Annotated in this window: 21 protein-coding genes; 11 read left to right on the top strand and 10 right to left on the bottom strand. The window is 44.6% G+C overall.

Annotated elements, in window-relative coordinates; all coding sequences use genetic code 11:
• Nucleotides 1-292: 292 nt before the first annotated feature.
• Nucleotides 293-1,507 carry a putative manganese transporter gene (locus AC3CHU_RS10245; RefSeq protein ID WP_488524476.1) on the bottom strand — a complete coding sequence of 405 codons (1,215 nt, stop codon included), beginning with the start codon at nt 1,505-1,507 and terminating at the stop codon, nt 293-295.
• A gap of 201 nt (nt 1,508-1,708) precedes the next feature.
• On the opposite strand from AC3CHU_RS10245, the gene AC3CHU_RS10240 reads away from it, so the two are divergent.
• On the top strand, nt 1,709-2,614 hold the full coding sequence (locus AC3CHU_RS10240) for a manganese-dependent inorganic pyrophosphatase (protein WP_488524475.1): 906 nt from the start codon (nt 1,709-1,711) through the stop codon (nt 2,612-2,614).
• 149 nt (nt 2,615-2,763) lie between these two features.
• Nucleotides 2,764-3,153: a DUF2750 domain-containing protein gene (locus AC3CHU_RS10235; RefSeq protein WP_004734596.1), complete on the top strand. Its 390-nt coding sequence runs from the start codon at nt 2,764-2,766 to the stop codon at nt 3,151-3,153.
• 240 nt (nt 3,154-3,393) lie between these two features.
• On the opposite strand, the gene AC3CHU_RS10230 is transcribed toward AC3CHU_RS10235, so the two are convergent.
• The 7 genes from AC3CHU_RS10230 to pspF form a co-directional block, all read right to left on the bottom strand.
• A complete protein-coding gene (locus AC3CHU_RS10230; RefSeq protein WP_488524474.1) occupies nt 3,394-4,173 on the bottom strand; it encodes a DUF2927 domain-containing protein in 780 nt (259 codons plus the stop codon).
• Nucleotides 4,174-4,209: 36 nt separating this feature from the next.
• On the bottom strand, nt 4,210-4,992 hold the full coding sequence (locus tag AC3CHU_RS10225) for a peptide ABC transporter ATP-binding protein (RefSeq protein WP_171314770.1): 783 nt from the start codon (nt 4,990-4,992) through the stop codon (nt 4,210-4,212).
• Nucleotides 4,989-5,990, bottom strand: coding sequence for a peptide ABC transporter ATP-binding protein (locus AC3CHU_RS10220; RefSeq protein WP_488524473.1), 1,002 nt, complete (start codon nt 5,988-5,990; stop codon nt 4,989-4,991). The genes AC3CHU_RS10225 and AC3CHU_RS10220 overlap by 4 nt, the downstream gene beginning before the upstream one ends.
• Nucleotides 5,990-6,877, bottom strand: coding sequence for a putrescine export ABC transporter permease SapC (gene sapC, locus AC3CHU_RS10215; protein WP_017078998.1), 888 nt, complete (start codon nt 6,875-6,877; stop codon nt 5,990-5,992). Before sapC ends, AC3CHU_RS10220 begins: the two co-directional genes overlap by 1 nt.
• Nucleotides 6,864-7,826, bottom strand: coding sequence for an ABC transporter permease (locus AC3CHU_RS10210; protein ID WP_171307773.1), 963 nt, complete (start codon nt 7,824-7,826; stop codon nt 6,864-6,866). The genes sapC and AC3CHU_RS10210 overlap by 14 nt, the downstream gene beginning before the upstream one ends.
• Nucleotides 7,826-9,448, bottom strand: coding sequence for an ABC transporter substrate-binding protein SapA (sapA, locus tag AC3CHU_RS10205; protein ID WP_488524472.1), 1,623 nt, complete (start codon nt 9,446-9,448; stop codon nt 7,826-7,828). The genes AC3CHU_RS10210 and sapA overlap by 1 nt, the downstream gene beginning before the upstream one ends.
• Before the next feature lie 102 nt (nt 9,449-9,550).
• Nucleotides 9,551-10,573, bottom strand: a complete 1,023-nt coding sequence (gene pspF, locus AC3CHU_RS10200) for a phage shock protein operon transcriptional activator (RefSeq protein WP_004734603.1) — start codon at nt 10,571-10,573, stop codon at nt 9,551-9,553.
• A 316-nt stretch (nt 10,574-10,889) separates the two neighbouring features.
• On the opposite strand from pspF, the gene pspA reads away from it, so the two are divergent.
• The 9 genes from pspA (at nt 10,890) to AC3CHU_RS10155 (ending at nt 19,776) form a co-directional block, all read left to right on the top strand.
• Complete coding sequence (pspA, locus tag AC3CHU_RS10195; RefSeq protein ID WP_076676587.1) at nt 10,890-11,561, top strand: phage shock protein PspA; 672 nt, start codon at nt 10,890-10,892, stop codon at nt 11,559-11,561.
• Between the two features lie 14 nt (nt 11,562-11,575).
• Nucleotides 11,576-11,809, top strand: coding sequence for an envelope stress response membrane protein PspB (gene pspB / locus AC3CHU_RS10190; RefSeq protein WP_004734605.1), 234 nt, complete (start codon nt 11,576-11,578; stop codon nt 11,807-11,809).
• The gene (gene pspC, locus AC3CHU_RS10185; protein ID WP_029405178.1) at nt 11,802-12,188 is read left to right on the top strand and encodes an envelope stress response membrane protein PspC; all 387 of its coding nucleotides are present in this window, start codon (nt 11,802-11,804) and stop codon (nt 12,186-12,188) included. Before pspB ends, pspC begins: the two co-directional genes overlap by 8 nt.
• A 157-nt stretch (nt 12,189-12,345) precedes the next feature.
• Complete coding sequence (locus AC3CHU_RS10180; protein ID WP_054546642.1) at nt 12,346-13,380, top strand: efflux RND transporter periplasmic adaptor subunit; 1,035 nt, start codon at nt 12,346-12,348, stop codon at nt 13,378-13,380.
• 1 nt (nt 13,381) lies between these two features.
• Nucleotides 13,382-14,467 (top strand): efflux RND transporter periplasmic adaptor subunit, encoded by a 1,086-nt coding sequence (locus tag AC3CHU_RS10175; RefSeq protein WP_488524471.1) that lies wholly within the window; start codon nt 13,382-13,384, stop codon nt 14,465-14,467.
• Complete coding sequence (locus AC3CHU_RS10170; RefSeq protein WP_017079006.1) at nt 14,460-17,570, top strand: efflux RND transporter permease subunit; 3,111 nt, start codon at nt 14,460-14,462, stop codon at nt 17,568-17,570. The genes AC3CHU_RS10175 and AC3CHU_RS10170 overlap by 8 nt, the downstream gene beginning before the upstream one ends.
• Nucleotides 17,571-17,646: 76 nt before the next feature.
• Nucleotides 17,647-18,213 (top strand): DNA-3-methyladenine glycosylase I, encoded by a 567-nt coding sequence (locus AC3CHU_RS10165; protein ID WP_017093177.1) that lies wholly within the window; start codon nt 17,647-17,649, stop codon nt 18,211-18,213.
• Between the two features lie 109 nt (nt 18,214-18,322).
• On the top strand, nt 18,323-19,315 hold the full coding sequence (locus AC3CHU_RS10160; RefSeq protein ID WP_237290672.1) for a winged helix-turn-helix domain-containing protein: 993 nt from the start codon (nt 18,323-18,325) through the stop codon (nt 19,313-19,315).
• Nucleotides 19,306-19,776, top strand: a complete 471-nt coding sequence (locus tag AC3CHU_RS10155) for a hypothetical protein (protein WP_171314777.1) — start codon at nt 19,306-19,308, stop codon at nt 19,774-19,776. Before AC3CHU_RS10160 ends, AC3CHU_RS10155 begins: the two co-directional genes overlap by 10 nt.
• A gap of 86 nt (nt 19,777-19,862) precedes the next feature.
• On the opposite strand, the gene AC3CHU_RS10150 is transcribed toward AC3CHU_RS10155, so the two are convergent.
• Nucleotides 19,863-21,047, bottom strand: a complete 1,185-nt coding sequence (locus AC3CHU_RS10150; protein WP_171314779.1) for a cystathionine beta-lyase — start codon at nt 21,045-21,047, stop codon at nt 19,863-19,865.
• A 183-nt stretch (nt 21,048-21,230) separates the two neighbouring features.
• Entirely contained in the window at nt 21,231-22,685 is a 1,455-nt protein-coding gene (gene cls / locus AC3CHU_RS10145) for a cardiolipin synthase (RefSeq protein ID WP_004734615.1), read from the bottom strand.
• Nucleotides 22,686-22,938 lie beyond the last annotated feature (253 nt).

Genomic DNA, 22,938 nt, shown 5'->3' with positions numbered 1-22,938 from the left:
CGTGTTGGGGGTTTCTAATTAAGCATTGTAACAGCGCCAGAAGAGCGTTTTGGAGGCAGGCTGTAACGTGCTGTTTGAGGTAGGCTGTAGAAGCATGAAGCATGAAGCATGAAGCAGGAAGAGAATGTACAAAGAACCTGTTGTAAGTACTTAGGCAGACGGAAACAAAAAGGTCGATATAAAGTACCGACCTTACAGAAGCCTATGGAGTAAAGCTAAAACCTTGAATAAAAGCTTAAGCCTCGGATATAAACTTAAGCTTCAATTGCAAACCTAAGCTTCGAACGTAAGCCTAAAGTTCGAACATAAACCAGTAACCGTATGCACAAATCAAAGCGGGCACACTGGAATACAAGGTCGCGACAAGAGCGGCTTTCGGTGCCATCGCAATCGCAGGGAATAGCGCATCACCGTCATTAGAAATTGCGTTACCTACCTGAGCTGACAGTGGCAGAGCACCAGAAAGATACAGGCTAGTGACCAGCAACTGCGGACCACACCCCGGTAGCAAGCCCATCAACACTCCTGCCAGGGGGAGCATCATGCCCCAGCTTGAGAATAGCGTCGCAAAATCGACATTTGCTATCACAGAGCCAAATTCGAAGAAAAGAAAAGCAACCACCACCCATGCAGTAACGAAGTTAGTATCTTGAGCCGTTTTTTGTAGTGGATGAGAGCCTACACATTTCTCGTCTTCACTGACGGCTGATTTGTAATCTTCAATTTCACGGGTGAGACCCCATAGAAACATCGAGCTAATCAGCAAAATAGTGCCTGCCCATTCCATCGACATTTTGGGCAAAGCGAGCAACTCATTCACATCCACTTGAAAAGAGCCAAGTAGGGCAACCGCAGCACCTGGAATAATGAGTACAGACCAGAGATAGCCTTGTAGGTTGATCGCTTTTTTCGATACTGCTTCTTTGTCTTGAGATTGAGAAGAACAGCTGCTAACCGCTTGATTTTTTTCTGCTTTTTTTGGGAGTAAGAAGTCGTCTGCGTGAAACAAGTTAATGATTCGACCTGACGCAGTTCCGACGATGACGCCCATCGCCATCATGGCTAAACCAGTCTTGGGTTCGCTTGCAATGAGCAGGAAGGCCGCATCACCCATGGTTGAGACGAGCACAGCAACAACTGCGCCGAATCCGAGTTTGCCCGAGATAAATTGTGTGGTCACCACGATCGCACCGCCACAGCCGGGTAGCGCCCCCATAAGTGCAGCGAATACAACTTGGTTTGAACGGGATTGATGGACGAGCTTGTTGAATACGTTATCTTTGTTGATATACAGGCTTAACCCGTGGTAAATCGCTAAGGTCAAAGCAACATAACAAGACACGGCCCAAAAGGCGTCTGACAAGGTAGTGACCGTCAATTCTCGCGTGGCAGGTGCCATAACTAAAGCTGCAAGTGAGATAGGTAAAAGCAGGCGCTTAAAGGACATTGAAAACTGAGTTGTTTTCGCAGCGCTACTGCTTGGCAAAAAAGAGACTAGTCGATCCATAGGTGTTACTCAAAATTAGTGGCTTAAGATAAATATATACGAATGATAATAATTATCAATTGCATTTGTTGTTTTTTTATCTATTGTTACCATTGGCTAAACCTACGAAACATGACCAACCTGAAAAAATGAGGTAAAGTATGGCTAATAAAGAGAGGCTCTAAAGGTAGAGTCATAATTGTTAGTGTAATAGGAAGAAACATGATTTTAGTTGTTGGTCACAAAAACCCTGATAGTGACAGTATTTGTAGTGCGTTAGTTGCAACAGAGCTTCTTAAAGCTCGTGGCGAGGAAGCGACACCAATTCGCCAAGGCGAGATCAACCGCGAAACTCAACACATTCTTGAAGTCGCTGGTGCTGAAAAGCCAGAACTTCGTACTTCTGTTGCTGGTGAAAAAATCTGGCTAGTAGACTACTCAGATCTAGCACAAGCACCGGACGATGTTGCTGAAGCTGAGATCGTAGGTATTGTCGATCACCACCGTTTAGGTGACGCGATGACAGTTAACCCTATGGAAGCTTGGATCTGGCCTGTTGGTTGTACAAATACTTTACTTTTCAACATGTTCAAGATTGAAGGTCACTCTATCTCTCAACAAATCGCTAAACTGATGATGTCTGCAATTCTTTCAGACACGGTTGGTTTTGCTTCTCCAACATGTACTCAAAAAGACAAAGACGCTGTTGCTGAGCTTGCTGAAATCGCTGGCGTGACTGACATTGATGCATTTATCAAAGCGCTTCTAATCGCTAAGACAAACATCGAAGGCCTATCTGCTGCACAACTAGTAGAAAAAGACCTTAAAGGCTACCCATTCAACGGTCGTGATGTTGTTGTTGGTCAAGTTGAGCTTGCGACTCTTGAGCAAGTAGATGGCATGATTGAAGCGCTAGAAGCGGATCTTGAAGAACGTTGTGAGAAAGACGGTCTAGCATTTGCTGCGGTAATGCTAACAGACATCACTACTGCGCAAACTCACCTTCTATACAAAGGCGAGTGGGCTGATAAACTGGTTAAGCACGAGAAAGACGGCGTATTAATGATGGAAAATACATTAAGCCGTAAGAAGCAAGGCTGGCCTTGGTTACAGGGTGAGCTTGTTTAATCAAGTCGCTTAATTATAAACGCCTGCTAATTTAGCAGGCGTTTTTCTTTGAAGTGGATTTTCTTCTTCATCGAAAATGTTTGAAGTTAAAAGCTCTCGGCATAAAATAGCTTTAAGAGCAAAGTTACTGACTAAAGTAGGAAATTAAGATGACTACACAGCTAGACGATAAAAAAATCGCTGAAATCAATAAGTATACGGGTGAGCAACGCCTAAAGTACTGTGTGAAAGAAATCGTAGCGAACCGTGAAGTATGGATCTTAACCGATGAACACGGTTGTGTAATGCTGAACACAGAAGATGAAGACTGTGTTCCAGTATGGCCAAATCAAGAGTTTGCTGAATCTTGGGCTACGGGTGATTGGTCTGAGTGTAAAGCTGAGTCTATCTCGTTGAACAAATGGCACAGCCGTTGGACTAACGGTCTAGAAGACGACGAGCTTGCAGTGGTTGTGTTCCCGAACGAACAGGAAGAAGGTGTTATCTTGTTCCCGGATGAATTCGACTTCGAATTGAAAAAGCAAGCTGCTAAGCGCTAGTGCTTTCGTAACAGTGTTATATCGTTACATGGTAAGTCAGCGTTGCCTTTTTTTAGGCAGCGCTATCATTCTATTTTCTCATCTAAGCTGTTCAGACAAACAAAGTAACGTCCCTACCTATTTCCGTTAGTACTCAATTCTTCCGTTAGCCCTCAATATTCCTGTTCGTGGTTAGTTATTCCGTTAGTACTCGATCATTCCGTTAGTATTCAATATTTCTGTTCGTAGCCAGTTATTCCATTAGTACCCAATTAACTGATACAACGGTGCTTGCTGCGCGGCTTTTGAAGCTTGTTGGAGCACGCCAGTTTCGCTGTATTGCTTTAGTATCTTTCGAACAATAGGTTTTACTTCAGATTTTGTCATTCCAGCTTTCAATTCCGGCTCATACAGTAGCTTTAGTAGCACTACATCTAAGGGTGACAATAAGTCTTCTGGCGTATGGTCATTAAAAATAGAAGGGTAGGCTTTATCTGAATCATTGGGCAGGCCTAGAACCTGTGTGATTTCTTCCACGATACAGGCGACGAGCTTACCTCGAGATCTTGCTTGATCAACGGGAATAACAATCCCAGCGTAAACAATCTCACCTTTAGAATTAGTTCGATAACCCGCCGTGCAAATAGCGTTGTTTAGATGCTGAGTTGATTTGAGTTTGAGCACCGATTTCGCCTCAGATACCCACTGACTTTGCCGCGTGTATATCCATTTTACGTTCGCTTCAGACTCTTTGTTGACGATTGTTATCGGGTGCTGAGTGACTTCGGATAAGTGTCGGATATGAAGCTCTGTGAGCTCTTGATGCAGTTCTTCATCACCCACTCGATGATCGATCCAAATCTTGATCGGTTGTTTCCATTTGGCTAGTGGCTTGTTGCCTTGGGAATATTCGTGTTGAAGTGCGACGTTATAAAAGGCAGTTTCGACGAAGCTTCTATCTAACCAAGTGAGCGGTGTGCTTGCTGCGTTAAAGGAAAACAGCGCCAACAAGAGGGGAAGCATTGAAGCTATTCTTAACATAGTTTTCCCCTCTGTTGAATGTAGCGTGATTCGAGATTAGTGGTTCGGCGCTTTGGAGAAATGGCTCTCAACCAATCTTTGGGTGATTTGGTGAGTTGGGTTGGTCAGCACTTGATCCGTTTCCCCACTCTCAACCACATTACCTTCGTGCATGACGATGATTTTGTCGGTGATGTGCTTAACAATACCAAGGTGTTGAGATACGTAGACGAAGGACACACCCATCTCTTCTTGTAGCTCTAAGAACAAATTGATGATTTGAGAGCGCATTGCCATGTCCAAACCATTCAACGCTTCATCAGCAACGATGATCGATGGTTGAAGAATCAAGGCACGAGCCAAACAAACTCTCTGTTTCTGGCCTGCCGCCAGCATCTGTGGGTAAAAGTAAGCATGTTCCGGTAGTAGACCCACACGTAATAGGGTGTCTTTCACACGACGCATACGGGCTTCTGGTGGCATATTGGTGTTTCGCTTTAATGGACCTTCAAGAATTCGACCAATCTGAATGCGCGGGTTAAGCGAGGTGTTCGGATCTTGGAAGATCATTCGAATCAGCTTACAGCGAGTCGAGTAGTCCTTGTGCTCTAGCTTTTCACCGTTCACACGAATCTCGCCCGAAGTTGGATCTACCATGCCTGCTAGCATTCTTGCTAATGTCGACTTTCCTGAACCATTCTGACCGATAAAACCAATCGTCTGTCCCGCCTCAAGCGAAAAGCTCACTGGTTTCACTGCATGATGAATCTTTTTACGGAAAAGACCAGAGCGAGTCGTAAAGTCTTTAGATAAATCAATGACTTCTAATAATGCACTCATGATTTCTTTTTCTTCTCCATATTAAGAGGGAAGTGACAATTGAACTTATGGTTTTTGATTCGTTTGGTATAAGGAATCTCAACACATTGCCTTTGCGCATATGGGCAACGTGGTCCTAGTCGACAACCAATAGGAAGGTGCTGCAACGGAGGGATTGAACCTGGCAAAGACTGTAGCTTCTCTTTATGAGGAATCCAGTCGTTAAAGTCAGGTATCGCTTTCAGTAGAGCGACGGTATATGGGTGTTTAGGTGCATCTAACAGCTTCTGCGTATCCGCTGATTCCACAGACTGACCACAGTACATAACGGTAATGCGAGTTGCCCATTGGGTAATGGTGGTTAAGTCATGGCCGATCAGCACGATGGTCGTGTTATTGATCTGATTCATACGACTCAACAGACGCAATATTTGAGACTGTGTAATCGGATCTAGATCGTTGGTTGGTTCATCAGCGATCAAGACTTTTGGTTTGGCTGCGATCGCCATGGCGATCATAACTTTTTGACACTCACCATCGGTCAACTCATAAGAGTAACTGTCCATAAGACGAGAGTGATCTTTAATACCGACTTTGTGCAGTAGAGCGATGGCCTGCTTCTTACGCCATTTGAATCTCTGCCACCACCGACCTTCAAACGAATAAGAAGGAATCGCTTCAATCAGTTGATGGCCCACTTTTTCAGATGGATCAAGACAGGAGGATGGCTCTTGAAAGATCATCGCGATATCACGAGCAATAACTCGGCGTCGTTCTTTGGGTGTCAGTTGCAGGAGGTCGATATTGCCAAGGCGCATTCGGTCGGCAGATACTTTCCAGTTTTCTTTACAAACCCCAACGATCGCTTTTGCAACCAAGCTCTTGCCTGAGCCTGATTCACCTACTAAGCCGCGAATTTCCCCTTCATTGAGGGTAAGACTCATTCTGTCAACGGCTTTAACCATCCCTTGAGGGGTCTCAATCTCGATGGTTAGATGTCGAATATCAAGTAAAGGCATTATTCGATTCCTGCATTTAGCGCTTGGCGAACACCTTCACCGACGAGGTTAATCACGATCACTGTAAACATAATGGCTAAACCGGGTAGGGTTACTGTCCATGGTGCGAGGTAAATCAGCTCTACAGAGTCACCCAAGATTGAGCCCCATTCGGTACTTGGTGCTTGAGCGCCAAGCCCTAAGAAACCCAAAGCCGTGATATCAAGAATGGCGACTGACAATGCCAGAGTAATTTCAAGTGCCACCACGGTAAGAATATTAGGAAGGATTGAATTCCATAAAAGGTAGAAGTCGTTCGCACCATCGAGGCGAGAAGCCAAAATATAGTCTTTTTCTACCTCAGCGTGCACGGCAATGTATACCGAACGAATAAAGCGTGGAATCAATGCTAAACATAAGGCAAGCAAGATATTAAACTCGCCAAAACCAAGAAACGCCACGAAGATAATGGCCAGTAACAGAGACGGAATCGACATAACGGTATCAAGCAGGTGGTTTAGCGTGCTTGATAGTAATCCACGAGTCATCCCCGCAAGTACGCCAATCAGGCAACCAATGACTGCTGCGATAAAGGTAATCACAACCGCGGCACCAAACGTCAGCTGAGAGCCGATAATCAGACGAGAAAGAATATCTCGGCCTAAGTCATCGGTACCTAAGAAATACTCAACTGTTCCTGAGGGATCCCAAGAGGGTGGGGTTAACAGGTGTCCCGTTTGTTCTTGAGCATCATGCGGAGCTAGCCATGGTGAAGTGACGGTGATTAGAATGATTAAGGCCAAACACCACAGTCCAAACATAGCGAGATTATTGCCTCGGAAGCTGCGCCAGAAACGCTCGAACTGGGTTGGAATCTGCTCTTCTTGGTAGACGTTATTTGTTAGCATACCATTCCTTCCTTACCAGTGGATTGACCATCGCGCCCAATAGATCGGACAGAATGTTTGCGGTCAAAACCAAGGTTGCTACCACGATCACGCCCGCTTGAATTGAAACGTAATCTTGATTAGATAAAGCATCCAATAACCAGCGGCCAATACCCGGCCAGTTAAAGATAGACTCGGTAATAATAGCGAGCGTTAACATACTTGATAGTTGAACGCCGACCTTAGGAATAATCGGTGGTATCGCATTTCTTAACACGTGTTGCATCACGATCTCTCTGGTAGATAGACCTTTAATTCGCGCCGCGCGGATGTAGTTTTGCGTCATCACTTCAGCAACGGATGCTCTCATCAACCGGATAACTTGAGTCGTTGGGGCCAGTGCCAAAACTAGACAAGGCAACGCCATATGCTCGATGACACTTTGCAGTGCGTGTGCTCGGTATTTACCTTCAGCGAAAAAGGCATCAATGATGGCGAAACCAGTCACGTGTTCAATTTCGTAAAGTAGATCGTATCTGCCGCCCACTGGAAACATTTCAAAGTGTAAAGAGAACACCATGATCATCAGTAGTGCGACCCAAAATATAGGTGCAGAGTAACCAGCCATTGAAGTAAACGATATGGTGGTATCGACAAACTTGCCCTGTCTCATGCCAGCAATAGTGCCGAAAGGGATGCCGATAAACAACGCAAGCACAAAAGCAAAGAAACACAGTTCTAACGTTGCAGGGAATACCACGACAAGCTCATCGATGATAGGCGCTCCGTGTTTGCTCAAGCCAAAGTTCAGTGTCGATAATTCTGTGATGTAGCTAAGCCAACCGGGCCAAAAATCTTGAATCGCCCAAGGTGAGGTTTGGTCTAGTCGAAGCAGAGCGAACCCCACTAACGTCAGGATCCCCAGTGTAATAATGAATAAGTTTACACGTCTTAATGTATACCAAAACATCACTGCACCTCTCTTCTGACTTGATCAAAAGGTTGAGCATTGAACGGGCTCTGCTTAAAGCCACTTAGCGAACGATCGTGTACGCGGAATTGCACGCCATGAGCGAGAGGAATCACAGGAACTTCTTCATTGAGAATGTTTTGGGCTTGTCGATACAAGTTCACACGGTGCCTTTGTTGATTGATCTCTAATGCTAAGTCGAGAAGGAAATCAAAGTCTGAATTACACCACATAGAGACGTTTAATCCTGCTCGTCCTGAGCTACATGAAAGAAGCGGACGTAAGAAGTTGTCCGGGTCGCCCGTATTGCCGATCCAACCTGTGAGCAACAAGTCTGTTGAGGAAATGGATGACAGCTGCGTACGATCAAATCGGTCGTCGGTATAGAGCTTAAGTTCGATACCAATATCAGCTAAATTTGCTTGGATTAATTCTGCCGTTTTCCTTGGGCTCGGATTGTAGGCTCTTGGCTCTAATGGCACCCACATTGAAAGCTCTAGCCCAGGTTCTACCCCGGCTTCTTTAAGAAGCGCAACTGCGTAGTTGCGGTCATAGCGAACTTGAACACTGTCTTTTTGATAAGCCCAAGAAGTAGGGGGAAGTAAGGTGTAGGCTTTTGTACCTGTACCGTAGTACACAGAATCAAGAATGTTCTGACGATTGATAGCTAAGTTCAGCGCTTTGCGCACTCGTGAGTCACGCAGTGCAGGGTGCTCGGTGTTCAGTGCGATGAAAGAGACATTAACCGCAGGCGTGGCGGAAATCTTCAACTCTTCATGTGCTTGAATAATAGGAATCTGACTAGAAATCGGTGAGTTCAATACATCACACTCACTACGAAGTAGCTTGGCAAGAGTCCCTGTCCCACGTTGTGAAGTATCAAACACAACTTGGTCCATTTCTACGTCACCCTTCCAATAGTGCTTGTTCTTTTTCAAGCGAACTAGATCATTGATTTGGTATTCATCCAAGTAGAAAGGACCGGTGCCAACGGGCTTGGAGTCTATTTCATTCTTTTCATCCGTAGCAATGAGTTTATTGGCATATTCTTTAGAGTGAATGACCGCATAGCTGGTGGCGATATTGTTGAGGAATGAATTGTCTGGGCGACTTAATTGGAATTTCACTGTTAGGTCATCAACCGCAGTGATATTGACGATCAGGTTTTGGAAGTCGATACCAGCAAACCATGGGTATAGGCCGCCGCCTACATAATGAAATGGGTTTGAACTGTCAATGATTCGCTCAAAACTAAAGACCACATCTTGTGCATTCATACTGCGAGTTGGGGTAAACCAGTCTGTGGTTTGAAACGCAACATTAGGGCGCAGTTTGAAAGTGTACTCTGTACCCGATTCATCGACAGACCAGCTTGTTGCCAAGTTCTGTTTTGGTCGATAAGTCATTGGATCAAGAGTGAGCAGTGTATCGAAAATTTGAGGGCTCAGCGATTCTGAGGTAATGCCACTATCAACCAGTTGTGGGTTGAAAGTACTAGGATTACCTTGGCCGCAATAAATGAAGCCTTTTTCACGGATTTGCTCGTGATTCACACTCTCACCACATCCAGCTAAAAAGCTCAGCGTGCAGATGCTCAGTGATAGTCTTATTAGTGCTTTCATAAAAAGAAATACTTTTCGAAACGAGGCGTTAGAGGAACCTCAAGATCCGGACAATTTAACATTTTATTTATTCGGCTCCAAATAATAATCAAGTGCTGACAGTTATTTATCGTTAGCTTGTCCGACAATCGCGTACTTCCTCACCATTCCACGTAATTGGTTGTAGGTTAATCCAAGTAATTCTGCTGCTTGTTTCTGGTTGTACTTGCTTTGCTTTAGGGCTTGATTGAGCAGCTTGATGTCTTGTTGTTCTTGCCATGCTTTGTAATCAAGTGGCAAAGAAAACGAGCTCTCTGATGAAGTATGGCTGTTGGACGGCGCATTGCCAATTTCATGCGTGGAATCTTGATCTATTTTCCATGCGGGTTTGAATGGGTTAAACACCAAAGATTCAATAGGATATGGGTCTTTACCGTGCTGGTAGACTGCGCGCTCAATAACGTTCTTGAGTTCTCGCACATTCCCTGGCCATGAATAATCCAGCAGCGCCTCAACGGCAGACGGAGCAAAGCCAACAAACAACTCCAATTCTAATTCACGGCACATCTTAATGGCGTAGTATTCCGCCAGCAGCGTGATGTCTTCTTTTCGCTCTCGAAGAGGGGGAATAGTAATCACGTCAAACGCTAGCCTGTCCAATAAGTCAGCTCTGAATTCGCCCCTTAATGCCATGTCTGGCAAGTCAGCGTTGGTGGCGCAAACCAGTCTTACGTTGGCACTTAAAGCTTTTTGTCCGCCGACACGTTCATACTGCCCGTATTCAATAACGCGCAATAGCTTCTCTTGAACGGCTAGGGGCGTGGTCGCGAGCTCATCAAGAAACAGTGTTCCACCTTCCGCTCTTTCAAATCGACCCTGATGACGACCTTTTGAACCAGTAAAGGAACCAGACTCATGACCAAACAACTCAGAATCAATCAAACCTTCACTGAGCGTTGAGCAATTAAGTGAGATCAACGGCTGATCCCATCGCCTTGAAAGGTAATGCAGCCTTTGAGCTATGAGCTCTTTACCCGTACCACGCTCTCCAATGATCAGGATCGGTCTTTCGATTGGTGCGAGTTGAGATACTTTATCTAAAACGGAGAGAAAACTGGGTGATTCACCAATGAGGTTCTGCTGCATAGCGGGTCCTTGTGCGATTTGAGCGCCGATGGATGTGATTTAGAGAGCTTTATTTAGGTCACGTCATGTAAATAGCTTAAGTATAAGAGTCGTAGTGGTGAAAAATACCAATACTTGGCTAAATTCATCATAGCATGGTTCGGTTTAATTACCATTTTATTGTAAGTGTCTGATAATAAAGGGCTTAAAAGTTGGCACGCTACTTGGATTAATTATGGTAGGTTTAACAACAAACGTAAATTTTTGAGCAAGTGGATTGAGAAATCGAATAACGCTTTAAAGCACATTTGCCATCATTGTAATTAAGGAGTTCCTCATGGGTATTTTTTCTCGCTTTGCAGACATTGTAAATTCGAACATCAGTGCACTTTTAGACAAGGCTGAAGATCCTGAAAAGATGATTCGCCTGATTATCCAAGAAATGGAAGATACGCTGGTTGAGGTTCGCACTAACTCCGCTAAAGCTATCGCAGATAAAAAAGAGTTAGCACGTAAAGTTGAAGCTATCGAAACTCAGATTCTAGATTGGCAAAACAAAGCGACACTAGCACTGACTAAACAACGTGAAGACTTAGCTAGAGCGGCACTAATCGAAAAGCAAAAACTTGAAGATATCATCAAAAGCCTTCACACAGAGCAAACCTTGGTTCACGAAACCATCGAAAAGCTGACCAGTGAGATTGGTAAGCTCGAAACTAAAATCGTAGAAACTCGCGCAAAGCAGCAAGCATTGATGATTCGTAATAATGCTGCGAGCAATCGTCGTGATGTTCAAAAACATCTGCATTCAAGCAAAACCAACGAAGCAATGGCGAAGTTTGAGCAATTCTCGCGTAAAGTGGATGAATTAGAAGCCGAAGCGGACGTTTACGCGAAAACAGGTAACGCAAAATCGTTAGACCAAGAGTTTGCAGAGTTACAAGCTCAAGATGAAATTGAAAAAGAGCTGGCGAAACTGAAGCAACAAGTTGAAAACCGCGATAAATAATTTAGGAGTTGTCTATGTCAACATTTCTAATTGCAGGCCCACTGATTGTCTTTTTAATCTTCGTGGCACCGCTATGGTTGTTCTTACATTACCGTAGCAAGAAGAAATCCAGCAATGGTCTTTCAGAAACGGATCTTCAGCGTTTGCACAAGCTTTCTGCTCAAGCTGAATCGATGCAAGATCGAGTGAAAACACTGGAAAAGATACTGGATGCGGAGTCACCTAACTGGAGACGAAACTATGAGTAGAGAACTGTATCGCGACCCTATTAACGGTAAGCTGTCTGGCGTGTGTGCAGGGTTAGCGAACTATTTTGGCTTGGAAGTGTGGTTGGTTCGCATCTTGGTTATCTCGGCGGCACTGCTTGGTGGTAGCTTTTTGGTGTTATTAGCGTATTTAGCTTTGACATTTATGCTTGAAAAACAACCACCTCAGTATGTCGATCAGATGAAAGCCAAACAAGAGCACACGCTGAAGCAAAAACCTTGGGAAAAAGGGCAAACCGCAGAGTCGTTATTGGGCACTTTAGAGGGTGATTTCCAGAAATTAGAGACCAGTGTCCGCAATATGGAAGCTTATGTGACTTCGGATACTTTCAAAGTCGATCGCGCATTTAAGAACATGTAGTGGTAAACCTGAAAAACATTAGATAACGGTTTAGGGAAATTTATTCCAAGCCGTTATTTTTTTTAATAATTTTGTCTAAATAAATCTTACGATAACTGGTAAGTTACATGTGATTAATCTATGTTATAAAAATATTTATAGTTATGGATGATCACTAATGTATAGAGCCTCCGTTGTCCTATTGACAGCCTTAGCTGGGTTGTCTGGGTGTGGTAAGGAGCTTCCTCCCGTACCTGAACCTGATTCTAGACCCGCCAAACTCTTCACTGTCTCCGTCGGTAGTAATGCCTTTGAACGTAGCTTTCCTGCCACCACAGAAGCGGGTGACAAAGCAGTACTGGCATTTCGTGTTCCAGGGCTACTTCAGACTATCGATGTCACATCTGGTCAACAGGTTACCAAAGGTGATGGGCTTGCAACGCTTAATCCTGACGAATATCAGTTGTTAGAGAAGCAAGCGAGAGCCAACTTTAAGCTTGCCGATGTTCAATACCAACGTTCAATTAAGTTGCGCAAAGATCGCGTCGTATCTGAGCAAGACTTCGACCAAGCGAAAGCTAATCATAATTCTGCTAAAGCGGTGCTTAACCAAGCAAAAGCCAACCTACGTTATACCACCTTGGTTGCGCCTTACGATGGTACTATCTCCATCATTCCTGCTGAAAACCATGAATATATCGCTGCCAAACAAGGCGTGATGAATATTCAAACTAATCAAATCCTCAAAGTCGTATTCTTATTACCCGACCAACTTATCACGCGCTTTTCTTCAGGGTTTGAGACGGATGCAACCATGGTTTTTGATGCTTTCCCGGGTAGCTCCTACGCTTTAGCATTCCAAGAAGTGGATACCGAAGCGGATCCCAAAACCGGGTCGTACAAGGTCACCATGGTAATGGAGAGACCAACCGATGTTGGTATTTTGCCGGGTATGTCAGGCACGGTTCATTTAGTTTCAGCGTTAGCGGCCGCCACAAAAATTCCCACATCAGCAATGATGACTGATGGGGATGATGTCTCTGTGTGGCGCGTGAATAACGACGGTATTGTTGAAAATGTCGCAATCATCATCGATGAAAAACGCCATATTGTTTCAGGGTTGAACGATGGTGATCGCATCGTAACTTCTGGTGTTAATGGTCTTGAACCGGGCGTTAAAGTTCGAGAGTGGATCAAGGAAAGGGGGCTATAACATGAAAACACTTAAAGTGGCCGCTGGACTGTCGTGTTTGGCTTTACTTACGGCTTGTGAAGATAAACAAGTTGTAGAAGTGAATAACACACCCTTGGTTAAAGCTATCGAGATTTCAGTCATCGACTTTAGCGACAAACTCTATTTCCCTGCGGTTGCAAACGCTGCCGAGAAGGCTCACCTCAGCTTTCGAGTCGCTGGTGAAATCAATAAGCTTGATGTGAAAGAAGGTGAGCGTGTTTCACAAGGAGACATCATTGCAGAGCTTGACCCTACCGATTATCAACTGGATGTCGACAATGCTCAGGCGCGTTACACGGTAATTAACAGTCAATACAGACGTTCAAGTCCGCTAGTGAAGAAAGGTTTATTGGCGAAGTCACAGTTTGATGAAATTGCTGCTCAACGCCAGATCGCTTATGCCGAGCTGGAACTCGCAAAACTGCGCTTGTCGTTCACTAAGCTTCGTGCCCCTGTTGATGGGATCATTTCTCGTGTCAGTGTCGACCAATATGAAAATATTCAGGTAGGCCAACAAGTGGTAAATATCCACAGTGTCGAAGATGTTGAGGTTGTTATTCAGCTGCCTGACCAAATCTACGTCAACCAACCGAGTGAACAACTGTTATCGAACGTTGAGGCTGTGGTTAGAGTGCCAAGTGGCAATGAATACACAGCGGCTATTAAGGAGTTCACCACTGAACCTGACCCAAGCACGGGCACGTTCACGGTTACGCTTGCTCTACCTATGCCGGAAGATGATTTGATTCTGGATGGTATGGCCGTTGAGGTGACGTCAAATGGGCGAGATATCGGCTTGGAGTTAAAAGCTGGGGTACTTATCCCAATCGAAGCTGTGTTTAATGCGGATGGCGATGATTTAACGCGTCAGAACTCTTATGTATGGGTGCTCAATGACGACAATACCGTCTCGAAACAGCAAGTCGTATTAGGAAAAGCAAATCAGAAAACATTGCAGGTCATGAAAGGATTGGAAATGGGGCAGCATGTCGTTGTTGCAGGCATATCGCGATTGCGAGATGGGATGACAGTGGAAGTATTGTCTCAGGAGACGAACAATGAGTGAAGTAAATAACAAGCCCCAAAATGACGATCAACAAGGTGATGATCAGATCACAGGTGTTGCTTCTTACTTTATACGTAACAAAGTCATTAGCTGGATGCTATCTCTGATCTTTCTTATTGGTGGTGTCTCTGCCTTTTTCGGCTTGGGTCGTTTAGAAGATCCTGCCTTTACCATCAAAGATGCGATGGTTGTGACCTCTTACCCAGGGGCCACACCTCAACAAGTCGAAGAAGAAGTTACTTACCCGCTAGAAAAAGCGATTCAACAACTTACCTATGTGGACGAAGTGAACTCTATCTCTAGCCGCGGCCTATCACAGGTAACGGTGACGATGAAGAACAACTACGGCCCAGATGATCTTCCGCAAATATGGGATGAACTTCGCCGAAAAGTGAATGATCTCAAGGTTGAACTGCCACCCGGCGTCAATGATCCTCAAGTCATCGATGATTTCGGCGACGTTTACGGTATTTTGCTGGCGGTGACGGGGGATGGCTATAGCTACAAAGAGTTGCTGGATTACATTGATTACCTAAGGCGAGAGCTAGAGTTGGTTGATGGGGTCAGTAAAGTCTCCGTTTCCGGCCAACAACAAGAACAAGTGTTCATTGAGATATCGATGAAACGGATAAGCTCTCTGGGTCTGTCTCCAAGCACGGTATTTAACCTTTTATCGACTCAAAATATTGTATCCAGTGCAGGAGCGGTAAGGATTGGTGATGAATATATTCGAATCCATCCAACCGGTGAGTTCCAAAACGTTGAACAGCTTGGTGATTTGATTCTTACGGAAGGTGGCGCTCAAGGGCTTATCTATTTAAAAGATGTGGCGAATGTAACTCGTGGTTACGTTGAGGTACCGAGTAACATCATTGGTTATAACGGCGAACTCGCGCTTAACCTGGGTGTCTCTTTTGCGCAAGGCGTGAACGTGGTCGCAGTGGGTGAAGACTTTGATCGAAGACTCGCCGAGCTTAAATATCAACAACCCGTCGGTATCGACATCTCCGAGGTTTATAACCAACCTAAAGAGGTGAACAAGTCGGTAAGCGGATTTGTAGTGAGTTTAGGACAGGCGGTTGCGATCGTAATCGTGGTGTTACTGTTCTTCATGGGAGTACGATCGGGTCTGTTGATTGGTTTGATACTGCTATTGACCGTATTCGGCACCTTTATTTTCATGCAGTACTTCAAAATCGATCTTCAACGTATTTCACTGGGCGCGTTGGTTATTGCCTTAGGGATGCTGGTGGATAATGCCATTGTGGTGGTGGAGGGGATATTGATCGGCACGCAGAAGGGGCGAACCCGGATGCAGGCCGCCACTGATATCGTGACCCAAACTAAATGGCCATTGCTTGGCGCAACGGTGATTGCGGTCACCGCGTTTGCTCCAATTGGTTTGTCTGAAGATTCAACGGGCGAATACTGTGGCACCTTGTTCACCGTGCTATTGATTTCATTGATGCTGAGTTGGTTTACTGCCATCTCGATCACGCCGTTTTTTGCCGATATCTTCTTCAGAGGACAGAAGGTTGATCCCGATAACGAAGGCAAAGACCCATACAACGGGATGGTTTTTGTTATCTATAAAAACTTCCTTGAGTTCTGTATGAAACGCGCGTGGCTAACCATGATCGTTCTGGTGATTGGTTTAGGTGCGAGTGTGTACGGTTTTGGCTTTGTGAAACAAGCATTCTTCCCGTCTTCGACTACTCCGATGTTCCAAGTGGACGTTTGGATGCCAGAAGGTACTGATATTCGAGCAACTAATACCAAGTTGAGAGTGCTTGAGAGTTGGTTGTCGGAACAAAGTGAAGTTGAACATATCACGACCACGGCCGGTAAAGGTCTGCAGCGTTTCATGTTGACCTACTCACCCGAGAAGAGTTATAGCGCGTATGGCGAAATCACGGTTCGTGTGAAAGATTATCAGGTGCTTGAGGGGCTGATGCGTCGCTTCCGTGAACACGTTGACAGTCAGTTCCCAGAAATTGATTACAAACTTAAGCAAATTGAATTAGGTCCTGGTGGCGGTGCGAAAATTGAGGCTCGAATCGTCGGTTCAGATCCAACCGTGCTACGTTCAATCGCAGCTCAAGTTATGGACATCATGCGTGCCGATGACGGAGCGTTTAACGTTCGTCATGATTGGCGTGAAAGAACTAAGGTCTTAGAGCCTCAGTTCAATGAAAGCCAAGCGCGTCGTTATGGTATTACCAAGTCTGACGTTGATGATTTCCTAGCGATGTCTTTCTCTGGTAAGTCGATTGGTGTGTATCGTGATGGTACTACGCTGATGCCTATTGTGGCTCGTTTACCTGAAGATGAGCGAGTTGATATTCGCAACATCGAAGGTATGAAGATTTGGAGCCCGGCATTAAGCGAATATATTCCGTTGCAGCAAGTGACGCTTGGCTACGAATTGGAATGGGAAGATCCACTTATCATCCGTAAGAACCGTAAGCGCATGCTGACGGTAATGGCCGACAACGACCTATTGGGTGAAGAAACGGCTTCGACGTTACAGAAACGCTTACAGCCACAAATTGAAGCGATTGAGATGCCTCCGGGTTATTCGTTGGAGTGGGGGGGTGAATATGAGTCATCTGCTGATGCACAAGCGTCACTGTTTACCACTATGCCGATGGGTTACCTGTTCATGTTCTTGATTACCGTGTTCTTGTTCAACTCGGTCAAAGAGCCGCTGATTGTTTGGCTAACGGTTCCATTAGCGCTAATCGGGGTAACGACGGGCTTATTAGCCTTGAATACACCATTTGGCTTTATGGCATTGCTAGGCTTCTTGAGTTTATCCGGGATGCTACTTAAGAACGGTATCGTATTACTTGATCAAATTGAGATTGAAATGAAATCAGGTAAAGACCCTTATGTTGCGGTAGTTGATGCTGCATTGAGTCGTGTTCGCCCAGTATGCATGGCAGCGATTACAACGATTCTAGGTATGATCCCGTTACTGCCTGACATCTTCTTCAAGCCGATGGCAGTAACCATTATGTTTGGTTTAGGCTTTGCGACTGTACTCACGCTAATCGTAGTACCTGTACTGTATCGTTTATTCCATAAAATTGAAGTGGCTTAACGTCAACTAACCTTTGAAATAATGCCCCTATTTGGGGCATTATTTTTATGTACGATTACTAAAAGAGACTATCGAAATGGAAGCGAATACAGTGGATAGAACGTGTGCATGGGCGCTTAAACATGAGCTTGAAAGGGAGTACCACGATGCAGAGTGGGGCGTGCCTGTTTATGATGACCAAGTTCTTTTTGAGTTCATTACTTTAGAAGGCGCTCAGGCTGGTCTTAGCTGGATTACTATCCTTAAAAAGCGCGAAGGCTATCGTGCTGCGTTTGATAACTATGATCTCAATAAGCTTGCAGCGATGAACGAAGACAACGTGCCTCATATCATTGAAAACTTCGATGTGGTTAAGCATAAGGGCAAGATCGCCTCTGTATACGGTAATGCTCGAGCAACGCTTGAACTCCAGAAAGAGTTTGGCTCTTTATCAAATGCTTTATGGCAATTTGTCGATAACAAGGTGATAGAGAACAACTGGACTGAGATGTCTCAAGTTCCCGCTTCTACCGAGCAATCTAAAGCGATGAGTAAGTTTTTGAAGAAGAGAGGCTTTAAGTTTGTAGGGGAAACAATCTGTTACGCGTTTATGCAAGCGACAGGTATGGTTAATGATCATCTAGAAGGTTGTCCACACAAATAAAAGTGTTATTTCTCGTCGCGAAATAATTGCGTGAGAATTGGAAAATTTACTGGTCATTTGTAAACTATTCAATATCATATGCGACCGAATTCAAACCTAGAAGACGATAGTGAAACAACAAATCTACCAAATATGTGATGCTAGTTATGATCCCTTGCTTAGGCAGTTTGTGCGTGAAGATGGCCACGTAGAAACAATTGCGCCGTTAGAAGGTAAGGTGTTTCTATTCTTGCTTGAAAATGCTGGTGAGTGCATCGAGCGAGGTCTGATATTTGATAGGTGTTGGGGTAATGTAATTGTTTCAGAGCAAGCGCTGACTAACGTTATCTCAAAGATTCGAAAAACACTGTCTAGGGTAACTTGTGGTTGCGCGACGATTCGTACCGTTAGTAAGACCGGTTATTCTCTTGAAATCGACGAGTTGAGCCGGTCCACAGTAACTGAAGAGGTGCCTTCTCAAGCGAGTAAAGAAGTCTACGAACTAGATGTCTCGCTTGCCGATTCTACGTTGAAGCAAAACGTACCTTTGTCCCAAGAAATGTCCCAAGAAATAACCCAAGACCCGTTAACAATAAATGAAGTATTGATTGATGCAGATTCTGCGAAAGTTGTTTCTTCCGAGCTACCTAGTGACTCACATCTAGATCAGAGTGCAGTTAAGCAAGAACAGGAAAATGTTGTGTCTAATAGACACCTCGCTAAAGCCGGTTATTTGCTCGCTTTGGTTTGTGTCGCAGTAACGGCGTTCAACCTTTTCCAAACCTACTACACGCCTCTGCCTTATTTTATTGATAAAGCGGAATACCGTGACAGTTACACCGACAATACCAACCACTACTTCTTCCATATTGCTCATAATGACTCCTATTCGTTGCCTGCGGTCACTCAAAAGCTTACAGCTGTGATACCGAGCCACTGTAACGTTGATGTTTTTGTCCGTATTTACCCATCAGTCGACCAACCCGAAGATGACGCGTTATACATGTTGATTCAAAGGAAAGATGGTGAGGCTCTGAATTATAGTGCTTCGGTTTTCAATATAGAGTCGTCTTTTGATTCCTTTGCTCAGTATATGAAGAAGAGGAGTTACTTTTGCGACTAATTGGTTTACTCATTTTGGTGGTAATTACTGCTGCAAGTTTTTTGCCAGAACAGAACGTATTAGCGGGCACTCGATGGCATTGCAAAACGATTAAAACTGATTTTTTATCTCAGGCATTCCAACCATATCAATCGCTTTATGAGCGTATAAGCCTTACTTTTCAATCTGACCATACCTTTAGCATGAGAGAGTTTGTGACGATTACAGAGCAAGACGGTAAGGAGAGTACTATGGAAAATCTGTATTTCGGGCACTATGAGCTTGATGGGAATAATTTGTCGATGAGCATTATAGATGTGAGAACGGCGACCCCTTTCCATGATCCAATTATTAACAATGAATATAGTGAGTATAAAGGGGTGACGATTGATTACGCTATTGCAGTTAAGGAGCAGTCTTTGTACTTGTTCAATGAACACCGCTCTGAAATTTTCAATTGGGCGTGCTTTGACGTTCAGTAGCTTTTTAAAGCGATGTGTCTAATGCGCTAATCTAAAAAAGGCAGGAATATCCTGCCTTTTTGGTCTGAGTCTGCTAACGCTTTAAATTAAACGAGCGCGTTGTAACGCTCCAATCCTGCCTCTAGGTCCGCAATCAGATCGTCAACGTCTTCTAAGCCGATATGAACACGTACCAAGGTTCCAGCGAAGTTAGGGTTCGCTACTGTTCTTAGGCTATCAAAGCTGTTCGGTTCGTTCGCTAAAATCAAGCTTTCAAAACCACCCCATGAGTAACCCATACTAAAGTGCGTCATACCATCAAGCAGCGCTGTGGTCGCTTTTGTATTTGAGTTCTTCAGCACGAAAGAGAACAAGCCATTACCACCAGTGAAATCTCGTTTGAAGAATTCATGGCCTGGGCAAGACTCTATGGCAGGGTGACGAACATGATCAACCTCAGGTCGAGTCTCCAGCCATTTTGCGACTTTCAAGCTGCTCTCTGCATGTTGGCGTAGTCGAACGTCAAGAGTACGAATACCACGAAGGGCAAGGTAAGCGTCATCTGGTGATACACATTGCCCCATCAAATAGCTCTGTTCTCTTAGTTGATCCCAACACTTCTCGTTGGCAACAGCCGTACCTAACATCACATCAGAGTGACCAACAATGTATTTGGTCGCAGCTTGAATCGAGATATCAACGCCAAAATCAAACGGTGAGAAGTTCACACCAGCAGCCCATGTGTTATCGAGCATCACGATGATGTCGTGTTCATGAGCAATACGCGCTAGCGTTGGAATGTCTTGCACTTCCATGGTGACTGACCCAGGAGATTCGGTAAACAGCACCTTAGTGTTTGGCTTAATAAGGTCTTGGATGCCTTCACCGATCGTTGGCTCGTAGTAGGTCGTCTCTACACCCATCTTCTTCATGATGGTGTCACAGAAATCACGCGTCGGTTCGTAGCAGGTGTCGACCATCAGAATATGATCGCCTGTTTCTACAAAAGAAAGAATGGCATTTGAAATGGCCGCAGTACCACAAGGGTAAAGTGCACAGCCTGCGCCGCCCTCGACTTCAACCATGGCATCTTGGAAAGCGAAGTGAGTGTTGGTTCCACGGCGTCCGTAAAAAAGCGTTTTATTAGCGCGATTAATCGTAGCTTTACGCTTTTCTTCTACTGAGTTGAACACGACAGTAGAAGCGCGCTGTACTGGTGGGTTAACGACACCATTGGTCCACTTCTTATCACGACCTGCAGTGATCAGTTTAGTGGTTTTGTTCTCGGACATGCTGTGAATTCCTTATCAATCGGTTATGTCCTATTTAAAACATGCCAATAGCATTCAAAGCAAGAGCAGAGGGGGAGTTTTTATGCTTTTCTTTCGCTTTTTAACCTTTCACGTCGTTTATCGTGAAAGGTCAAAAATCTGATAAGCAGAGAGATATGAGTCGCAGTGGGTCCATTGATTGGATTACAGCAGTGGATTGAACAAATAGAACAATCGTTCGAAGAAGCGGTTACGTAAATTTCTCTGCTCCCATTGCTCCAATTCCACTGGATGAGATGATTCAATATAGGATTGCTGCAAATCAAACAGTTGCTTGGTGAAGTGCACGTCATCAACGGCTAGTGTCACTTCGAAGTTTAGCCAAAGGCTGCGCATGTCGATATTGACCGTTCCGATTAAGCAAAACTCTTCATCAATCACTACCGATTTGGTGTGAAGAAGGCCACCGTAAAATTCGTAAATCTTAACGCCAGCTTCAAGTAACTCTGTATAGAAAGCACGAGAAGCCCATTTAACCATCAATGAATCGTTGTTGTGTGGAATGATCAGTTCGACGTTTACGCCCCTTTGTGCTGTCATTTTTAGCGTTTCTAACAAGTCGGCACTCGGTACAAAATAAGGTGTAGTGATGCGCACAGAACGATTGGCTTGATTAATGGCAATAGTCAGAACTTGTAGGATCAAATATTCCGGCATACCAGGACCTGACGGAACGACCTGAACCGGATGGTGCGTCATTATTTCTTCAATCGGGCATTCAGGTAAATCAGGAAGAATGCGTTCGCCTGTTTCTACTTCCCAATCCCAACCATGAATAGCCGAAAGTACGTTAACGGTTGGCCCAGTGACTCGGACCATTACGTCGATCCATTGACCAACGCCTGAACTCTGTTTGAAATGCGCCGGATCCACCATGTTCATTGAACCGGTATAGGCGATGGATTCATCAATGACGATGATCTTACGGTGCTGTCTTAAATCAAGGCGACGTAAGAAAATACGCCATGGGCTTACTTCTAATGCTTGCACAACTTGCACACCAGCGTCTTTCATCATTGAACGCCAATGGCTTTTGAAAAAGCGTGGACTACCTGCTGAATCGAGTAAAACCTTAACATCGACGCCACGTTTGGCCGCTCGAATCAGTGCAGAGGCTACGGAGTCGGTTAGACCACCAGGATGCCAAATGTAGAAAACCATTTTGATACTGGTTTGTGCGTTTTCTATATCTTCGATAATTGCGTGTAGGATCTCATTGGGTGAAGCTTGCAGTGAAAGTGTGTTTCCACTAAGTGCAGGTATACCCATTCGATTATTACAAAGCTCATCAATCTTGTGGATTGGGGATCCAACTTTACCTGGAAGGTGAACCTGACAATCATTTAATTGGCGGAACCAATCACCGAACGGAGTAAACATGCGATGTGCGCGCTCAGCCCGCTTTCTACCTAGGTTTAGCTCGCCGAAAAGGAAGTAACAGGCCACGCCAACAATCGGGATAATGTAGATAACCATCAACCACGCGAGAGAAACGCTGACAGAGCGTCGTTTTAGTACGACACGAAAGGTCACACCGGCGACGAGAACCCAGTACAAAGCAACGGAAGCTAAAGTTAAAAAATGGTAGAGCTTTTCCACATTGAATACTCGAAAAAAGAGACACTTAGATAGTAATGCTATTTTGAGGATATGGGAATTTAAGGAATCAACTATTTACAAAATAGAGCAAAAGCTGTAAACAGGTTATAGTTGTTAAGTTTTGGTTAACTTAAGACGAAAACGATTGTTTTGTATAAAAAGACGGCATTTAACCATAAAAATTTACATTGGTAACGAAATATGTACGGTTCGGACTTCCAATTTTATTCTTAAACTGGTTTACTTGCCATAC

The organism is Vibrio sp. QJM3NY_39, from assembly GCF_057785895.1.
The sequence above is the reverse complement of the archived record's forward strand: the minus strand, read 5'-3'. Positions and strand labels throughout refer to the sequence as shown.